Source organism: Planococcus dechangensis, assembly GCF_042654465.1.
In the GTDB taxonomy this organism is placed as follows: domain Bacteria; phylum Bacillota; class Bacilli; order Bacillales_A; family Planococcaceae; genus Planococcus; species Planococcus dechangensis.
Map to the genome: position 1 here is coordinate 47,074 of NZ_JBHSGL010000001.1, position 15,436 is coordinate 62,509.

16 protein-coding genes and 1 riboswitch are annotated in these 15,436 nt (G+C 47.6%); of the genes, 9 read left to right on the top strand and 7 right to left on the bottom strand.

Features of this window, described 5'->3' with window-relative positions:
- The first annotated feature begins 55 nt into the window (after positions 1–55).
- Positions 56–154, top strand: a riboswitch (TPP riboswitch).
- A gap of 98 nt (positions 155–252) precedes the next feature.
- Complete coding sequence (gene thiT / locus ACFO5U_RS00235) at positions 253–831, top strand: energy-coupled thiamine transporter ThiT (protein WP_377275632.1); 579 nt, start codon at positions 253–255, stop codon at positions 829–831.
- 154 nt (positions 832–985) lie between these two features.
- Positions 986–1,738, top strand: coding sequence for a type I methionyl aminopeptidase (gene map / locus ACFO5U_RS00240; protein WP_377275634.1), 753 nt, complete (start codon positions 986–988; stop codon positions 1,736–1,738).
- A 54-nt stretch (positions 1,739–1,792) separates the two neighbouring features.
- Here the strand turns inward: map and ACFO5U_RS00245 are convergent, their stop codons facing one another.
- Complete coding sequence (locus ACFO5U_RS00245) at positions 1,793–2,533, bottom strand: tryptophan-rich sensory protein (protein ID WP_377275635.1); 741 nt, start codon at positions 2,531–2,533, stop codon at positions 1,793–1,795.
- Between the two features lie 186 nt (positions 2,534–2,719).
- On the opposite strand from ACFO5U_RS00245, the gene ACFO5U_RS00250 reads away from it, so the two are divergent.
- The 3 genes from ACFO5U_RS00250 (at position 2,720) to ACFO5U_RS00260 (ending at position 5,619) form a co-directional block, all read left to right on the top strand.
- The gene (locus tag ACFO5U_RS00250) at positions 2,720–4,510 is read left to right on the top strand and encodes a M3 family oligoendopeptidase (RefSeq protein ID WP_377275637.1); all 1,791 of its coding nucleotides are present in this window, start codon (positions 2,720–2,722) and stop codon (positions 4,508–4,510) included.
- A 1-nt stretch (position 4,511) separates the two neighbouring features.
- Positions 4,512–5,060 carry a GNAT family N-acetyltransferase gene (locus tag ACFO5U_RS00255; protein WP_377275639.1) on the top strand — a complete coding sequence of 183 codons (549 nt, stop codon included), beginning with the start codon at positions 4,512–4,514 and terminating at the stop codon, positions 5,058–5,060.
- A 76-nt stretch (positions 5,061–5,136) separates the two neighbouring features.
- Positions 5,137–5,619 carry a DinB family protein gene (locus ACFO5U_RS00260; RefSeq protein ID WP_377275641.1) on the top strand — a complete coding sequence of 161 codons (483 nt, stop codon included), beginning with the start codon at positions 5,137–5,139 and terminating at the stop codon, positions 5,617–5,619.
- 8 nt (positions 5,620–5,627) lie between these two features.
- Here ACFO5U_RS00260 and ACFO5U_RS00265 read toward each other — a convergent pair whose 3' ends face one another.
- The 4 genes from ACFO5U_RS00265 to ACFO5U_RS00280 all read right to left on the bottom strand — a co-directional run bounded on the left by ACFO5U_RS00265 (position 5,628) and on the right by ACFO5U_RS00280 (position 8,824).
- Positions 5,628–6,203 carry a beta-class carbonic anhydrase gene (locus tag ACFO5U_RS00265; RefSeq protein WP_377275643.1) on the bottom strand — a complete coding sequence of 192 codons (576 nt, stop codon included), beginning with the start codon at positions 6,201–6,203 and terminating at the stop codon, positions 5,628–5,630.
- A 31-nt stretch (positions 6,204–6,234) separates the two neighbouring features.
- Positions 6,235–7,242: a rod-share determining protein MreBH gene (gene mreBH, locus ACFO5U_RS00270; protein WP_377275645.1), complete on the bottom strand. Its 1,008-nt coding sequence runs from the start codon at positions 7,240–7,242 to the stop codon at positions 6,235–6,237.
- 124 nt (positions 7,243–7,366) lie between these two features.
- Complete coding sequence (locus tag ACFO5U_RS00275) at positions 7,367–7,507, bottom strand: hypothetical protein (RefSeq protein WP_377275647.1); 141 nt, start codon at positions 7,505–7,507, stop codon at positions 7,367–7,369.
- Positions 7,508–7,591: 84 nt separating this feature from the next.
- Positions 7,592–8,824, bottom strand: a complete 1,233-nt coding sequence (locus ACFO5U_RS00280; protein ID WP_377275649.1) for an aminopeptidase — start codon at positions 8,822–8,824, stop codon at positions 7,592–7,594.
- 146 nt (positions 8,825–8,970) lie between these two features.
- Here ACFO5U_RS00280 and ACFO5U_RS00285 point away from each other — a divergent pair, with 146 nt between their 5' ends.
- The 4 genes from ACFO5U_RS00285 (at position 8,971) to ACFO5U_RS00300 (ending at position 13,374) form a co-directional block, all read left to right on the top strand.
- A complete protein-coding gene (locus ACFO5U_RS00285) occupies positions 8,971–10,065 on the top strand; it encodes a carbohydrate kinase (RefSeq protein WP_377275651.1) in 1,095 nt (364 codons plus the stop codon).
- Positions 10,062–10,973, top strand: a complete 912-nt coding sequence (locus ACFO5U_RS00290; protein ID WP_377275653.1) for a pseudouridine-5'-phosphate glycosidase — start codon at positions 10,062–10,064, stop codon at positions 10,971–10,973. Before ACFO5U_RS00285 ends, ACFO5U_RS00290 begins: the two co-directional genes overlap by 4 nt.
- 110 nt (positions 10,974–11,083) lie before the next feature.
- Positions 11,084–12,391, top strand: coding sequence for an FAD-dependent oxidoreductase (locus tag ACFO5U_RS00295; RefSeq protein ID WP_377275654.1), 1,308 nt, complete (start codon positions 11,084–11,086; stop codon positions 12,389–12,391).
- Positions 12,388–13,374 (top strand): class I SAM-dependent methyltransferase, encoded by a 987-nt coding sequence (locus ACFO5U_RS00300; protein ID WP_377275655.1) that lies wholly within the window; start codon positions 12,388–12,390, stop codon positions 13,372–13,374. Before ACFO5U_RS00295 ends, ACFO5U_RS00300 begins: the two co-directional genes overlap by 4 nt.
- 330 nt (positions 13,375–13,704) lie before the next feature.
- Here the strand turns inward: ACFO5U_RS00300 and ACFO5U_RS00305 are convergent, their stop codons facing one another.
- Together ACFO5U_RS00305 and ACFO5U_RS00310 are read right to left on the bottom strand one after the other, a co-directional pair.
- Positions 13,705–13,926 carry a DUF1128 domain-containing protein gene (locus ACFO5U_RS00305; RefSeq protein ID WP_377275657.1) on the bottom strand — a complete coding sequence of 74 codons (222 nt, stop codon included), beginning with the start codon at positions 13,924–13,926 and terminating at the stop codon, positions 13,705–13,707.
- Positions 13,927–13,984: 58 nt separating this feature from the next.
- Positions 13,985–15,346 (bottom strand): alanine/glycine:cation symporter family protein, encoded by a 1,362-nt coding sequence (locus tag ACFO5U_RS00310; RefSeq protein WP_377275658.1) that lies wholly within the window; start codon positions 15,344–15,346, stop codon positions 13,985–13,987.
- Between the last annotated feature and the right edge of the window lie 90 nt (positions 15,347–15,436).

Below are 15,436 nucleotides of genomic sequence, written 5' to 3' on the forward strand. Positions count from 1 at the left end.
CGATTGCCAGCTTGAAATCCCTTGTGTACAATACACATAATACCGAATTAATTGTATACACCACAAGGGGAGCTATAGCTGAGAGTGAACGTTTTGTTCTTACCCTTCGAACCTGTAAGTTAACACTTGCGCAGGGATGTGGATGGAAAACCGGCCCTTACGGCGCCAGGATCTGTCCTGGCGCCGTTTTAGTATTGTTCGGCAAAAACGGCCCTTCTGGTGATGTGCAAATCCATAGGGAGGCAGTTTGGAATGAGAAATTTACGCGTATTATTAATGGTCGAGATCGCGATATTTGGAGCGCTTGGCTTTGTACTGGACTTTATTGCGTTCCGTATGCCGCAGGGCGGATCGGTCAGTTTGGTGATGATCCCGATTGTGCTAATGGCGTTCCGAAGAGGGATTTTAGCGGGCATTGCCACCGGTTTTCTGGTCGGCTTGCTGCAGATTGTCACCGGATTTATTTCGGTGGCTCCGTTATCTTTCGGCTTTGTCGTCATGCAAGTATTCCTGGATTATCTAGTTGCCTATAGTGTTGTCGGGCTCGCGGGCATCGTGCGCGGACAGTATTTGCAAGCCGTCCGCACGAAGCAGACCGGCCAAATCATATTAATGGTGGCGCTCGGTGTATTAATTGGCTCATTTTTGCGTTATGTGACGCATGTCATCACCGGCATCTTGTTTTTCGGCATGTTTGCTGAAGGTAACGTGTTTATCTACTCGGCGCTGTATAACGCAACTTATATGATTCCTGTCGCCATCGTCGCAGCCATTGTCTGTTCGCTGCTTTTTGTTACCGCACCGCGCTTGACGCAGCCGGAATCGCAATAAGAGAAAACCGCCTAATACTAGGCGGTTTTTTTATGGCAGTGAATTGTGAGAAAGGTACGGTTTTCGGTATACGGTCTAGACTGGCATGGCAGGGCAGTTTGTGCCGAATTTATGTTATAATGCACAAATAGAATAGATTGAAAGAAGGGTAAGTATGATAGCATCTACTGAAAAAGATATTGAAGGTTTGAAAAAAGCTGGCCGCATGGTGGCTGAAATCCGTGAAACCATGAAGGCAGCTGTGAAACCAGGCGTTACAACGAAAGAAATTGATGAACTGGGCGGCCGTTTGTTTGAAGAGTGGGGTGGCGTGTCCGCGCCGAAATCGGAATATGATTTCCCAGGCTACACATGCATCAGCGTCAATGAAGAAGTGGCGCACGGCATTCCCGGTAAACGGGTCATCCAAGAAGGCGATATCGTCAACATTGATGTATCGGGTTCTTACGGCGATTATTTTGCCGATACCGGCATATCATTTGTTGTCGGCGAGGGGCATGATGCGAAGGAGAAATTATGCAAAGCTGCAGAATCTGCATTTGACCGCGCCATGCTGAAAGTCAAAGCTGGCGCGAAGCTCAACCAGATCGGCAAAGCTGTCGAGCGGGAAGCGAAAGACCAAGGGTTTTTTGTCATCAAAAACTTGACTGGTCACGGTGTAGGGAAATCATTGCACGAAGCGCCTCAGCACATCCTTAATTATTACGATGCGTGGGAAACGACGATTTTAAAAGAAGGAATGGTACTCGCCGTCGAACCGTTTATTTCCCAAAAAGCAGAACATATCATCGAATCCGGTGACGGCTGGACATTCATCACACCAGACCAGTCGCTCGTCGCACAAATCGAACATACCGTTCTCGTCACAAAAGGCGAACCCGTTTTGCTGACAAAACTGGAAAGCTAAAACGTACGAATAAAATAAAGCGAAAAAAACAACCATCGGAGGATGGTTGTTTTTTTATGGTGTAAAGTTTTGCTGGACCGGTTTTTTCTTGATCAATAAAATGCCAGTAACTAGAACGCCGCTCAAAAACAGCGCTGCCGTGCTGACTAACATCTCGTCCATGCCATGCTTGGCAGCGATTGCCACGAACGCCCAGATAAATACCAGCGTCAGCGGGACGTCCGAGTAGTGGAAGCGGATATGGAGCGCAAGTGCAGTGGCCACTGTCAACATAATCACTGTCCATAATTGATCACTCAGGCCCCAGCCACTCCAGCTATAATATGTCAGGACATAGCTGATGTTGGCGATGGTCGCCACGCTGATCCAACCAAGGTTGACAGAAATGGGCAAGCGCTCAGTAAAGCCGCGCTCAAAATTATTGTATTGCAGATACAAGGCGATCAGCGATAGCAAGTAAGCAAGCATCGCGGCAATTGACCATATAAAATACTCGTAATGCCAGCAAAGCAGCCAGACAATATTGAATAGAGCGCTTAATACGAAAAACAATGTAACTTGCGCTGATGGATAAACTCCTTTTTTCGAGCGCAGCCAAAAGCCGACGATCCAGACAGCCAACAGAATATATATAACAGACCAAATGGAAAACGCATAACCGGCCGGTGTAAACAGCACCGGAAGCCGGTTGGAGATTTCACCGGTAGCCTGACCGTTGATCGGCAGTATATTAGCCAAGGCATTCATTGTGATGACGGCGATAAAGGCGATTGTCATCAGCAGTATGCGAATCATATGAAATCCCTCCTCATGTATCAGTATAAACTCGCAAGCGGGTACGACCAATAAGAAAGTGAAGGAAGTTTCCTAAAAATGGCGATATCGTGAAAAGTGCAAGCTGCTCACCATTCCCGTTAAGCGAGTGTAAATGTTATACTAGTTTATGTATTTTGAAAATTCGTCATACCAGGGGGAAACAACATGACCACTATTTATCCGGAAGTATGGGAGCTTGACAGTCTTTTTCAAGGGGGCAGCGACTCGGCTGAACTGAAAAAACATTTGGAGGATACCGACCAAAAACTTAAAAGCTTCGAACAGGCTGCTGAGCAATTTGAAGTGCCGACACAAGCCGTACAAATTGCCGAATTTATAGAGCAGACAGCCGCGGTGTCAGTGGATGTCCGCCAAGCTGGCGCGTATATCGGCTGTTTGATGGCACAAAACACAGAAGACAAGCCTGCGGCATTGCTGCAAAGTGAACAGGCACTTTTGAGATCCCGTTTCCAAAGTGCCTTCCTGAAGTTCAAGCAGGCGCTGATGGCGACTGAACAAACAGTGTGGGATGAGTTATTGGCGTCTGATAGCTTAACAGAATTTGCTTTCGTATTGGAGGAATGGCGCCAGGAAGCGAAACGGCTGCTGTCCGAAAAAGAAGAAGGGTTGATCACCGATCTTGGCATCGATGGCTACCACGCTTGGAGCGAATTATATGACCTGTTGATTGTTTCAACCAATGTCGATGTCGAAGTGGATGGGCAACTTAAAACATTGTCGGTCGGACAAGCGAATAACTTGAGCTCGCATAAAGAGGCGGCAGTCCGCAAACAAGCCTACGATAAATTGGAGGAGGCTTGGACCGAAAAAGAAGAGCTTTTCGCGAAAACCTTGAATTCCTTGGCCGGGTTCCGCCTTCAAATGTACGACAAGCGCGGAGTGGAAAATGTGCTTGAAGAGCCGCTTCGCATGAACCGCATGAAACAGGAAACCTTGGATGTCATGTGGCAGGCAATCAGCGAACATAAACAGCCCTTCGCCGATTATTTGACACGCAAAGCGCAAATTCTCGGAAAAGACAAAATTGCTTGGCACGATATCGATGCCCCGATCAGCGAGAACTCTCAGCAATTCGACTATGGGCAAGGAGCTGACTTTATTGTCCGGCAATTCAGCAAGTTCGGGCCGGAACTGGAACAATTTTCTCGCCATGCATTGGAGAACGGCTGGGTCGAAGCGGAAGATCGTCCGTATAAAATGCCGGGCGGATTTTGCACATCGCTGCCAAAAAGTGAGGAATCCCGTATTTTTATGACTTTTAGTGGATCGATGTCAAACGTTGCCACATTAGCACATGAGCTTGGCCACGCGTTCCACACATATGCATTGCGTCCTGCACATTATTTGAACCGTTCTTACGCGATGAACGTTGCTGAAACAGCATCAACATTTGCGGAAATGATCGTGGCGGATGCTGCGGTGAAAAATGCTGAAACAACACAAGAGAAAATTTCCTTGCTGGAAGATAAAATTCAGCGCAGCGTCGCTTTTTTCATGAACATCCATGCCCGTTTCCTGTTTGAAACCAGGTTTTACGAAGAGCGCAAGAATGGCGTCGTTCCGGCAAGCCGCTTGAATGAATTGATGGAACAAGCGCAACAAGAAGCGTTCGCAGGCGGCTTATCGAGTACGCACCCGCATTTTTGGGCATCGAAACTCCATTTCTATATTACTGATGTGCCATTTTATAATTTCCCGTATACGTTCGGTTATGTCTTCTCATTAAGTGTCTATGCAAAAGCGCTTGAAGAAGGACAGGGCTTTGAAGAAAAATACATGGCGTTGCTTCGCGATACGGCGATCATGAGTACAGAAGACTTAGCGATGAAGCATCTCGGGGAGGACATTACCCAAAAGGCTTTCTGGGAAAAAGGTATTGCATTGTGCACACAAGATGTCGAAGAGTTTATCAAATTGACTGCTGAAGAGGGATAAGATGAATCTGCTGTTTGAAGGAAAAACATGTTATCTCAGGACGCTTACGGTCGAGGACGCAGAAGATATGGTGCGTGTATTGCAGAAAAACCGCAATTACTGGGCGATTTACGAACCGCGGCACCGGGACAGCTATTTCACTATAGCGGTACAGCGTGAAAAGATACGCGAATCGATTTATCAGGCGCGCGAAAACCGTGAGTACAGTTTCGGTATTTTTTCACATGAATCCAATCAGTTGATCGGGCATATTTCCATTTATAGCATCAAGCGGTTGCCTTTCCTCAGCGCATTGGTGGGCTATTCGATGGACGAGCAGTTTATCGGCCGCGGCATTGCCAGCGAAGCTGTCAAACTAGTCACCACTTTTGGATTTGAACAATTGCGATTGCACCGGATTGAAGCGTACGTATCTCCAGATAATGCAGGTTCGCTGCGCGTACTCGAAAAGGCAGGTTTTCAAAAAGAAGGACTGCTCAAGCGCTTTTTATTTATCAACGGAGAATGGAAAGACCATTATTACTACGCACTTCTTGAAGATGACTTTTGAAAGGGTAAGGCCACCTATTTAAAATGGTGGAAAAATGTGCGGAGATGGCTCGAAACTTGAGGGGAGAGTGGTTGGGATGGATCGGCTAAAACAGTTTGATTACCATAAATGGGCAACCCAGCGAATGTTGGGACACGTCCAGGAACTGGGTGAAACGCATTACACGCAAACAGGAACAAGTTCGTTCCCGTCAATTCACGACACCATTGCCCATGTAATCGGTGTGGAGAAACTATGGCTCAAGCGGATGAACGGAGCGGAAAATCCCGCATTCGAACAATTCGATGTCGAAACGGTGGAAAAAGCCATGGAAGCATTCATGTTGCTGCATGCGGAAATGGAGCTGTATTTTGCTTCGTTAAGTGAAGAAAGTTGGGAACAGTCGTTTACGTACCATAACATGAAAGGTTTAGAGTTTACCCATACCCGCGATGAGATGCTGTTTACAGTCATCAATCACGCGAGTTACCACCGCGGCCAAGTGACATCTTTGCTGCGGCAATTCGGGCAATCGGGCATTCCGCTTGATTATATCCATTTCCAAAGAAAAAACCGCTGAGAAAAATCTCAGCGGTTTTTTTGTTCTTCATAGCCATCTACCACTACATCAAGTTTTCCGGTTGTCGGGTCGATGACAAGACCGTGAACCGGGACCTTTTTATCCATCAACGGATGGTGGCGCACCATGTCGACACTATGGCGTACACTTTCAGTAACATCGTCAAAGCCCATCAGCCATTCATCCAAGTTGACGCCCGAATAATCCATCAGTTCAATGGTGCTTTGATCAATGCCGCGGCTCTTCATCTTCTCGATGATGCCTTCGGGTTTAACGGAAGCCATGCCGCAATCGTGATGGCCGATGATGTAGATCTCGTCGGCATTCAATTCATAGACAGCCACGAACAAACTGCGCATAATGCCGCCGAATGGGTGGTTGATGACAGCGCCGGCGCTTTTGACGATTTTGACGTCACCATTCTTGAAGTTCATCGCTTTTGGCAATAGTTCAAACAAGCGGGTATCCATGCAAGTCAAAATGACCATGCGCTTGTCGGGGAATTTGGTCGTGCGGTATTCCTCGTATTTTTTTTCTTGTACAAATTCTTCGTTATAGCTCAAAATCTCGTTCAATAAAGACATGTCATTTCCTCCTTGAGAGTGATTTGAGTAACTAGCGGGACATTTTTTCAAGTTGGTCGATCATGCTGAGCGAACGGCCGGTGCCGATAGCGACAGATTCAAGTGGATCGGGAGCAATATGGACCGGTACAGAAATTTCTTCTGACAGCCATTCCTGCAATCCTTTCAGTAGGGCTCCGCCGCCTGAAATGACGACGCCTTGGTCGACCATATCGCCTGATAGTTCCGCGGGGCAATTTTCCAGCGTGGCACGGATGCATTCCAAAATCGCCGATAAGGATTCATTCAATGCTTTTTGCATTTCAACAGAGCTCAATTCAATCGTTTTTGGCAAGCCACTCAACACATCCCGCCCGCGGATGTTCATCATTTTCGGTTCATGAGAGATCGGTGCATAGCCAATTTCCTTTTTGATCGCTTCGGCCGTTTTCTCGCCAATCAGTAAATTATAATGCTTGCGCACATATTGGAGAATGTCTTCATCCATCCGGTCACCGGCAATTTTGATCGTGCTTGAAGACACGACACCGCCAAATGAGATGATCGCCACTTCCGTCGTGCCCCCGCCGATATCGACAATAACCGATGCGACTGGTTCAGTGATCGGCAAGTCCGCCCCTATGGCTGCCGCGACGGTTTCTTCAATTAAATGAACTGATTTTGCGCCGCTTTGCTTGACTGCATCATGGATGGCGCGGCGTTCGACTGCTGTGGCACCAGACGGAGTGCAAACCATGACATTCGGTTTGCGGAGAGAACCGCCAAGCTGTTTCGAAGCCTTTTGCATCACCAGCTTCAGCAGTTCGCGCGTAACGTCGAAATCAGCGATGACACCTTCTTTCATCGGCCGCACAATGCGGATCGAATCGGGTGCTTTGCCGAGCATCGCTTTAGCTTCGGTGCCGATAGCGATGACTGCTCCTGTTCGCGCATCGAGTGCGACGATGGAGGGCTCATTAAAGATAACGCCTTTGGATTTGGTGTAAACAAGAATGTTTGCGGTACCGAGATCGATCCCGATATCCGTTGCAGAAAACATGAATAGATTCCTCCTAATCGGTATGAACAATGCTTATTCAAATTTTATCACTTTCCTGTTAGTTGTGATAGTGGCATGGCCAATAGAAAAAAAGCTTTGCCCCGTGTATGGAGGCAAAGCTTTTTTAGTGGCGCTCTTTAGGTAGTGGATCGATGTGCTCTGCATCGTGGCTATGAAGCTCTTTGCCCAGAAAATGCATTAGCGTAAAGAAGAATAGGAAAATTACGACCATAAACCCAAGAACAGCAGTTATACCGTAGAACATAATGATAACTCCTCTCTAAACTGTAATTATCATACTCAGTATACATGAAACTCTGAAGAAAATTAAGTGTCGAATTAACGACCTTTAAAACGCCCAGTTGCCGCTGCGGAATATCGGTTCGCGCGTGCCGTCTTCCAAGATGCCGTCGATGTCCATATCGGCAGAGCCGACCATGAAATCAACATGGGTGATGCTTTGGTTCAAGCCGTGCTGTTGAAGCTCTTCAGGTGACATCGTCTTGCCGCCTTCTAAGCAGAACGCATACGCGCTGCCAATGGCGAAATGGTTGGATGCATTCTCGTCGAACAGTGTGTTGAAGAATAAAATGCCAGAATCCGAGATCGGCGACTGATGCGGGACGAGTGCAACTTCCCCTAAGCGGTGCGAGCCTTCGTCGGTGCCGATTAATTGTTTGAGTACTTCCTCGCCTTGTTCTGCAACGACGTCTGTAATGCGCCCGTCTTTGAACGTCACTTTAAAGCCATCGATGATGTTGCCTCCGTAGCTGAGCGGTTTTGTGCTGGAAACATAGCCATTGACGTCATCCTTATGAGGAACCGTAAACACTTCTTCTGTCGGCATATTGGCCATGAACGCATCGCCTTTTTCGTTAGTGGAACCGGCGCCAGCCCATAAATGGCCTTTTGGAAGCGCCACTTCAAGGTCTGTACCTGGTGCAGTATAGTGAAGCTTCGCATATTTTTTTGCATTCAAATAATCGACCTTTGTATGAAGCGTGCGGTCATGCTCGAGCCAAGCGTCGATCGGATTTTCTAAATCTGCCCGGACAGCTTTGAACACAGCTTCCCATAAAGCATCCATTTGTTCATCTTCCGGCAGCTCCGGAAAGACTTTCTGCGCCCATGCGGCGGAAGGGGCTGCTAAAACCGACCAGCTGATTTTATCGGATTGTACATATTGGCGGTATTTATTGAGCGCTTGGCCGGCAGCTTTTTGAGACGCGGCGATGCGCTTTGAATCGATCCCTTTCAACAGGTCGGGGCTTTGCGAAACAACGCTGATAAATGCAGCGCCCTGTTCAGCCAGCTGTTCGCGCTCTTGCACTTTCCATTCGGGAAACTCCGTAAACGAATCTTCCGGTGCTTTTTCAAAACGTGTACGGGAGATAGCGTCGTCGCTCCAGTCGACAAAAACTTGTCTTGCGCCTTCTTCATAGGCTTTTTTGACGATCAACCGTACGAACGGCGCTGCATCTATAGAAGCTGCAATATACAACTTTTGATCCGGCTGAATATTGACACCTACTTTTACAGCTAATTCAGCATAGCGAGATAACTTTTCTTCAAATGTGAACATTTTCAAAAACACTCCTCTCATCCTTTCTATAGTAGCAATATTCAAACAGGTAGCGCAATAGATGAGCAGGTTAGGAAGAAAAATGATTTGCTTAATTAATTATAAAAGTTTATAATATAAACAAATGTTTAAAAGGTGGAGAGCCTATGAGTCAAAAAGAACAGCAAATCCTGTCTCTGATAGAACGCAATCCGTATATGTCACAACAGGAGATGGCTGATGCTTTAGGGATTTCGAGACCGTCACTGGCCAATTTAATATCCGGATTGATCAGGCAAGGTCGTATTGTCGGAAGAGCTTACGTGCTGCCGGAAGAAGATGCGATTTTATGTATCGGCGGCGCGAATGTCGACCGCAAATTCCACTTGAAAGCGAGCTCTGTTCCAGGAACATCGAATCCGGCGACAGTGACCCGGAGCGTCGGCGGCGTCGCACGCAATATCGCAGAAAATTTAGGGCGGCTCGGGCATCATGTCCGCTTGGTTACCGTTGCGGGGGACGATCCCGAATGGCGTTTTATTGAAGAAAGTTCAGCTGCTTTTATGGATACTGCGTTGACAAAGACATTAGTCCACGGGGTGACCGGCAGCTACACGGCTGTATTGGAACCCGACGGCGAGATGACCTTGGCGCTTGCAGATATGGACATCTATAGTGAACTGACGCCTGCATACCTGGAGCCTCACCGTGCGAAGTTGTTGCGTGCAAAACTGTTGGTTGTTGATTTGAATTGCCCGAAAGAAACCGTGCACTATCTGCAAAGTTTAGCATCGAGCGCAAACGTACCTCTTGCGGTCATCCCAGTATCAGCTCCGAAGATGGACCGTCTTGGAGAAAGTTTGATCGGCATTTCCTGGTTGATTTTAAACCGAGACGAAGCGGCTTTAAGGACCGGCCAACCAATTCGTAATGAGGTTGACTGGGAAAATGCGGTGAAGCTGCTGCTTGAACAAGGAGCGGCGGCTGTTGTGGTAACCGGAGGAAAAGACGGGGCAATGGCTGGAAACGGTGCAGGTGTAAATCTTTTCAAAGCCATCGACATACAGCATGTGGAAGATGTAACAGGCGCAGGAGATGCGTTCACAGGCGGGCTATTGCACGGCTATCTATCAGGTTATGATTTCACGAAAGCAGTGCAGATGGGCATGGTCAATGCAGCCAAGACGCTTGGCAGTAACCGGACCGTGCGACCTGAATTGAATGAAACGGTATTAACAAATGAAATGGAGGAATTAATATGAAAAACATGATCAGCTATTCAGCAGAAGTACAGGAAGCCATCGACCAGAAAAAACCGATTGTCGCATTGGAATCGACCATTATTTCCCATGGCATGCCATATCCGCAAAATGTAGAAACAGCGCGCGAAGTCGAGCAAATTGTAAGAGATCACGGCGCCGTGCCGGCTACAATCGCATTGATGGACGGGCGCATCAAAATTGGTTTGTCGGAAGAAGAACTTGAACTGCTCGGCAATTCGCCGGACGTTGCGAAAGTATCCCGTCGCGATATCGGCCAATTGCTGGCCACGAAAAAAATCGGTGCGACTACTGTCGCAGCGACGATGATCTGTGCCGAACTTGCCGGTATACGTGTATTTGCCACGGGAGGCATCGGCGGCGTGCATCGCGGGGCGGAAACAACGATGGACATTTCAGCAGACTTGGAAGAACTTTCGAATACAGGTGTTGCGGTTGTCTGTGCCGGCGCGAAATCGATTTTAGACATTGGGCTGACACTGGAGTACCTGGAAACAAAAGGCGTTCCGGTCATCGGCTACCAGACAGTCGAGATGCCTGCTTTCTATACGCGCCACAGCGATTTCCCGCTAAGCTATGGATCAGACTCGACTGAAGAACTTGCACGCATCTTAAAAGCCCAATGGACACTCGGTTTGAAAGGCGGAGCGGTCATCGCCAACCCGATTCCGGCAGAACACGCTCTCGATAAAGCATTTATCGATGAAATTATCGAGCAAGCGATGAGCGAAGCGCAGGCAAACGGCATTAGCGGAAAAGAAGTGACGCCATTTTTACTTGGCAAAGTGAAGGAATTGACGGAAGGCAAAAGCCTGGTCGCCAATATCGAACTCGTCAAGCACAATGCTAAAGTCGGAGCGCAGCTAGCTGCCGCATATCAAATTCTTTAAGAACAATTTGTGAAAAAAGACTCTACGGGGTCTTTTTTTTTGTGGATTGCTGTTTCTGCGGTTTTCATGAACTCCGAATCAGGGTAAGGAAGGTCAAGGAGTTGAAGCTCATGAAAACGGATGTGTTCATCGGCGGGGGAGGTATAGGCGGGTTGACGCTTGCGTTGAAATTGGTTCGACGAGGCTTTGATGTTGTGCTGGCGGAACGCATGGCTGTTCGCTCGCCAACCTATAAAGGAGAGTTATTGCAGCCGAAAAGCATGCAGATTTTTGATGGCCTTGGCGTGTATGAATCGATTTGCGACCGGTCCAATGAAATCAAAGTACTTGATATGCTCGAGCTATCGAGTTCGTTAAAGGTAAAAGACCAATCGTTTATGGATTACAGTGTCTTGCCAGGTAAATATAATGCCGCTTACATGATCCATCACGAAGAGCTGAAAACCATCATTCGAAAAGCGGCTTATGAATACGCCAACTTCCATTATTTAAAAGGCACCGCATGCAAAGGCTATACAGAAACTACGGCAATTCTTCAAAAAGGCACGGAAAAATTTGAAGTGGAAGCCAAATATTTCTTTGGAGCGGAAGGCCGTTCATCGGTGACGAGAAAAGCGATGGAAATTGAAGTGAAGCAAACGACTTACAACCATCATTTCTTGACCGTAACGTTCCCGCGAGCTGCACCTTTTACAGATGGCAAAATCATTTCGACCTATAACCGTTTCCTCGGATTGTTTCCATTACCGGACAACCAAGTGCGCAGCGTCTATTTGATTCCACCAGGGGATTACAAAACATTAAAGGAAAAGCCGATCAGCCATTTTCATAAACTTTATACCGATTTAGCCCCAGTAGTGGATGGCTATGTGCAGCAATTGACAGATTGGAAAAAAATCCAGTTGATGATACCGGTCATGTATCATGCAGAATCATATGTTAAAGGGAACAAAGCGATTATTGGAGATGCTGCCCATGCGGTGCACCCGATGGCGGGAGAGGGCATGAACATGGCGATACAGGATGCCGATGTGCTCGGTGAACTTGCGGCTGACATATTATCAGAAGAAAAGGCCGACCAGGCAAACCTGAAGTGGTACGAAAAGGTGCGTTATCGTCGTGCGGACCATGTTATTCAGTTAAGCCACCTCGCAGCCCTCGCTTACTCATTCCCTTATCGGCCAGTCAGCTATTTGCGCCAGCGCACGTTCGAAAGGATGGAAGAAGATCCAATTCTTCATTTTAAACAGATGCTCAATGTCTCGGGGCTCGGTTTGTGGAAAGAAAATGTCCGCGACCGCTTTATTCAAGGAGGGTTCATGCCGGTTCGAGCGACAGAATTGACGGAAGACACGAAAGAACTGAAATACTACAAACCGGAAGATGATTACCCGTGGAAAGTGGAGGGACTTATATGATAGACATAATGAAAATGGTGAAAGCAAGAACGTATATGAAACGCAATGAGCCCTTCTTGTATAGTTGGCATGCATATGTCGGCTATGAACTGGATTTATACAAGGCGTTTGAGCGTCCAATGACTCAATATGATGTGGCAGATGCATTATCGCTCGACGAGCAATTGCTGGCACAATGGGTAGCGGTCGGCGTATCGATCGGCTATTTGAAAGAAGTTGGTCGCAATCGCTATCAAATAAAGAATAGGTGGAAACTGCCGAAATCAAAAGGCAATAATTCATCTGGCGTATTGCTGAAGGAGATGATGGAGCTGCATATCCCGACGCTTTTGGAATACCCAAAAATGATGCGCAACAAAAACCGCCTCCACTTTGACGAGGAAGAGCATGCGGCGACTGTCGCCGAAACGAGCCGCTTGCTCGAAATACTAGCTTATCCGAAAATGGCTGCGCGTCTCAAAGAGAAAAATTGCCGTCGTGTTCTCGATATCGGTTGCGGAGAAGGGGGCTATATAAAAAAGCTGGCAGGCAAATTCCCCTCTACGCAATTTACGGGCATCGAAATCAGCCAGGAAGTCGTGGATACAGCAAAAGCTTTGACCAAAGAACAAAAGAACGTCACGATCGAACAGGCGGACCTTTGGGATTACACCCCGAAAGCCCCACAGGACATGATCATGCTCAACAACGTCCTGCACTACATTCCGCTCGAAAAACGCCAACCGCTGTTTAAAGAACTCGCCAGTTGGCTCGCAAACGAAGGCGTCTTATCAATCGTCACACCAATTGCCGGAGGACCGGACAGCACACCATTTGCCAACGTCTTCAATAGCTTTTTCTCTTCATTCGACAACTTATACCGCTTGCCGAAGCGAGAAGAACTCATTGAATGGGGAGAAGAATCCGGGCTCGAGTTCCTCAGCCTGCGCACCGTCATCAAAGAAGGCGGCTGGTACATCGTGCAATATGAAAAGAAAAGCTGAGGAGGCCGTTTTGGCTCGACAGGCGTAAGCCGGATGGCCGAAGCGGCGTTCTCTAGCCGCACAGGGCAGTCGGCTTACGACCCGAGAGCCAGGCCGCCGAAGCTAGCCAAAAAGAAAAGCTGAGGAGGCCGTTTTGGCTCGACAGGCGTAAGCCGGATGGCCGAAGCTAGCCAAAAAGAAAAGCTGAGGGACCAGTTCAATGCCAGTTATGCTAAAGCGCGACTCCCTGTCACAACGGTTAGCTGGCTCATAGTCTGTAGCCCATGACGTCAAACATCAAACTGCTCAAGCCATAAAAAAAGCCCGGAAGCGTTAGCTTCCGGGCTTTTTTTATTTGCGTAATGAACCAAGTTCAGAGGCAATGGCTTGCATTTCGTTCGGGCTGAAGTTATTGCGGTTTTTGACCATTTCGTAAATTTCACGTAAGTCTTCGTATTCAGAGGTATTGAAATGCTCAGCTTTCATTGCATCAACATTGACCATGCGCAGTTTCGTTTTTATTTCCTCGATCATGAAGTCGACATTCTCAGGTGATTGTTTGGATAAATCCATGATTTATTCCTGCCTTTCGGGTGGGTATACTTCATCATTTCATTATTCAAAAGGAATGTCAATTGCGAGAACGGGCTTCTTCTTTCTCTTCTTTGATCTTCGCATTGATTCTCTTTGTTTCATAGACAATAACGCCGGACAGGCCGAGAAGGCCGATCAAGTTCGGGAAGGCCATCAAGCCGTTCATTACGTCAGAGAATGTCCAGATGACGTCAAGAGAAACTGTCGCTCCGATAAATACCATTGCAACGAACGCAATACGGTAAACAATGAGCAAGCTAGGATTTTTGAATAAGTATTGGAAACATTTCTCGCCGTAGTACGACCAGCCGATGATGGTCGAAGATGCGAAGAAAATCAAGCCGATGGCAACAATGAGTGGGCCGGCGCCACCAAGGAATTGCTCGAATGCCGCCGTTGTAAGTGCCGCGCCCTCAAGACTTTCATCCAAATACAGTCCGGACATGACGATGGTGATACCAGTGATCGAACAGATAATCAACGTATCAAACAACACTTGCGTCATTGACACGAGTGCCTGGCGCCCAGGCATATCAGTTTTGGCAGCCGCCGCAGCGATCGGTGCAGAGCCGAGACCAGCTTCGTTGGAAAACACGCCTCGAGCAACACCGTAGCGGATTGCCGCACCGATGGCACCACCGGCTGCAGCTTCACCAGTAAAGGCAGCGCTGAAAATTGTTCCGAGTGCAGCAGGGATAAGATCCATGTTGAGAATCATGATAATGATTCCAGCAATGATATAGAATAAGGCCATAAATGGTACGAAAAATGCGGTAACTTTACCGATTGTTTTGATTCCGCCGATGATAACGACTGCTGCGAAGATAGTCAAGACGATCCCTGTGATCCACGTTGGAACGGAAAAAGTATCTCGCACAACAGATGCTACCGAGTTGGACTGTGTGCCGTTACCGATACCGAACGCTGCAATAGAACCGAATATCGCAAACAACACTGCCAGCCATTTTTGCTTCAAACCGTGTTCGAGATAATACATCGGTCCGCCGGCCATTTGGCCTCTTGAATCGACGATGCGGTATTTAACAGCCAAGATTGCCTCTCCGTATTTGGTCGCCATCCCGAAGAAAGCTGAAAACCACATCCAGAAGACAGCGCCTGGTCCGCCGAGAATGACTGCAGTCGCAACACCTACGATATTACCTGTTCCGACAGTTGCGGCCATGGCCGTCGACAAAGCCTGGAAATGGGAAATATCGCCTTGGGCATCTTTATCGGGATTTTTGCTGAATGTCAGCTTTAATGCATACGGCAATAGGCGCAATTGGAGCACACCTAAGCGTATAGTCAGGAAAATACCTGTCCCGACCAGGAGAATCAAAAGCGGCGGTCCCCATACATAACCGCTTACCGTGCCAAGAAACTCTGTTAATGCTTCCATCTTCTCTCCCCCTATTAACTTGCTTGTTTAAAAGGAAAACATTCCTTTTGTAAATTTAATATTCCGAAAGTTTCTTGATATAGTCAAGTT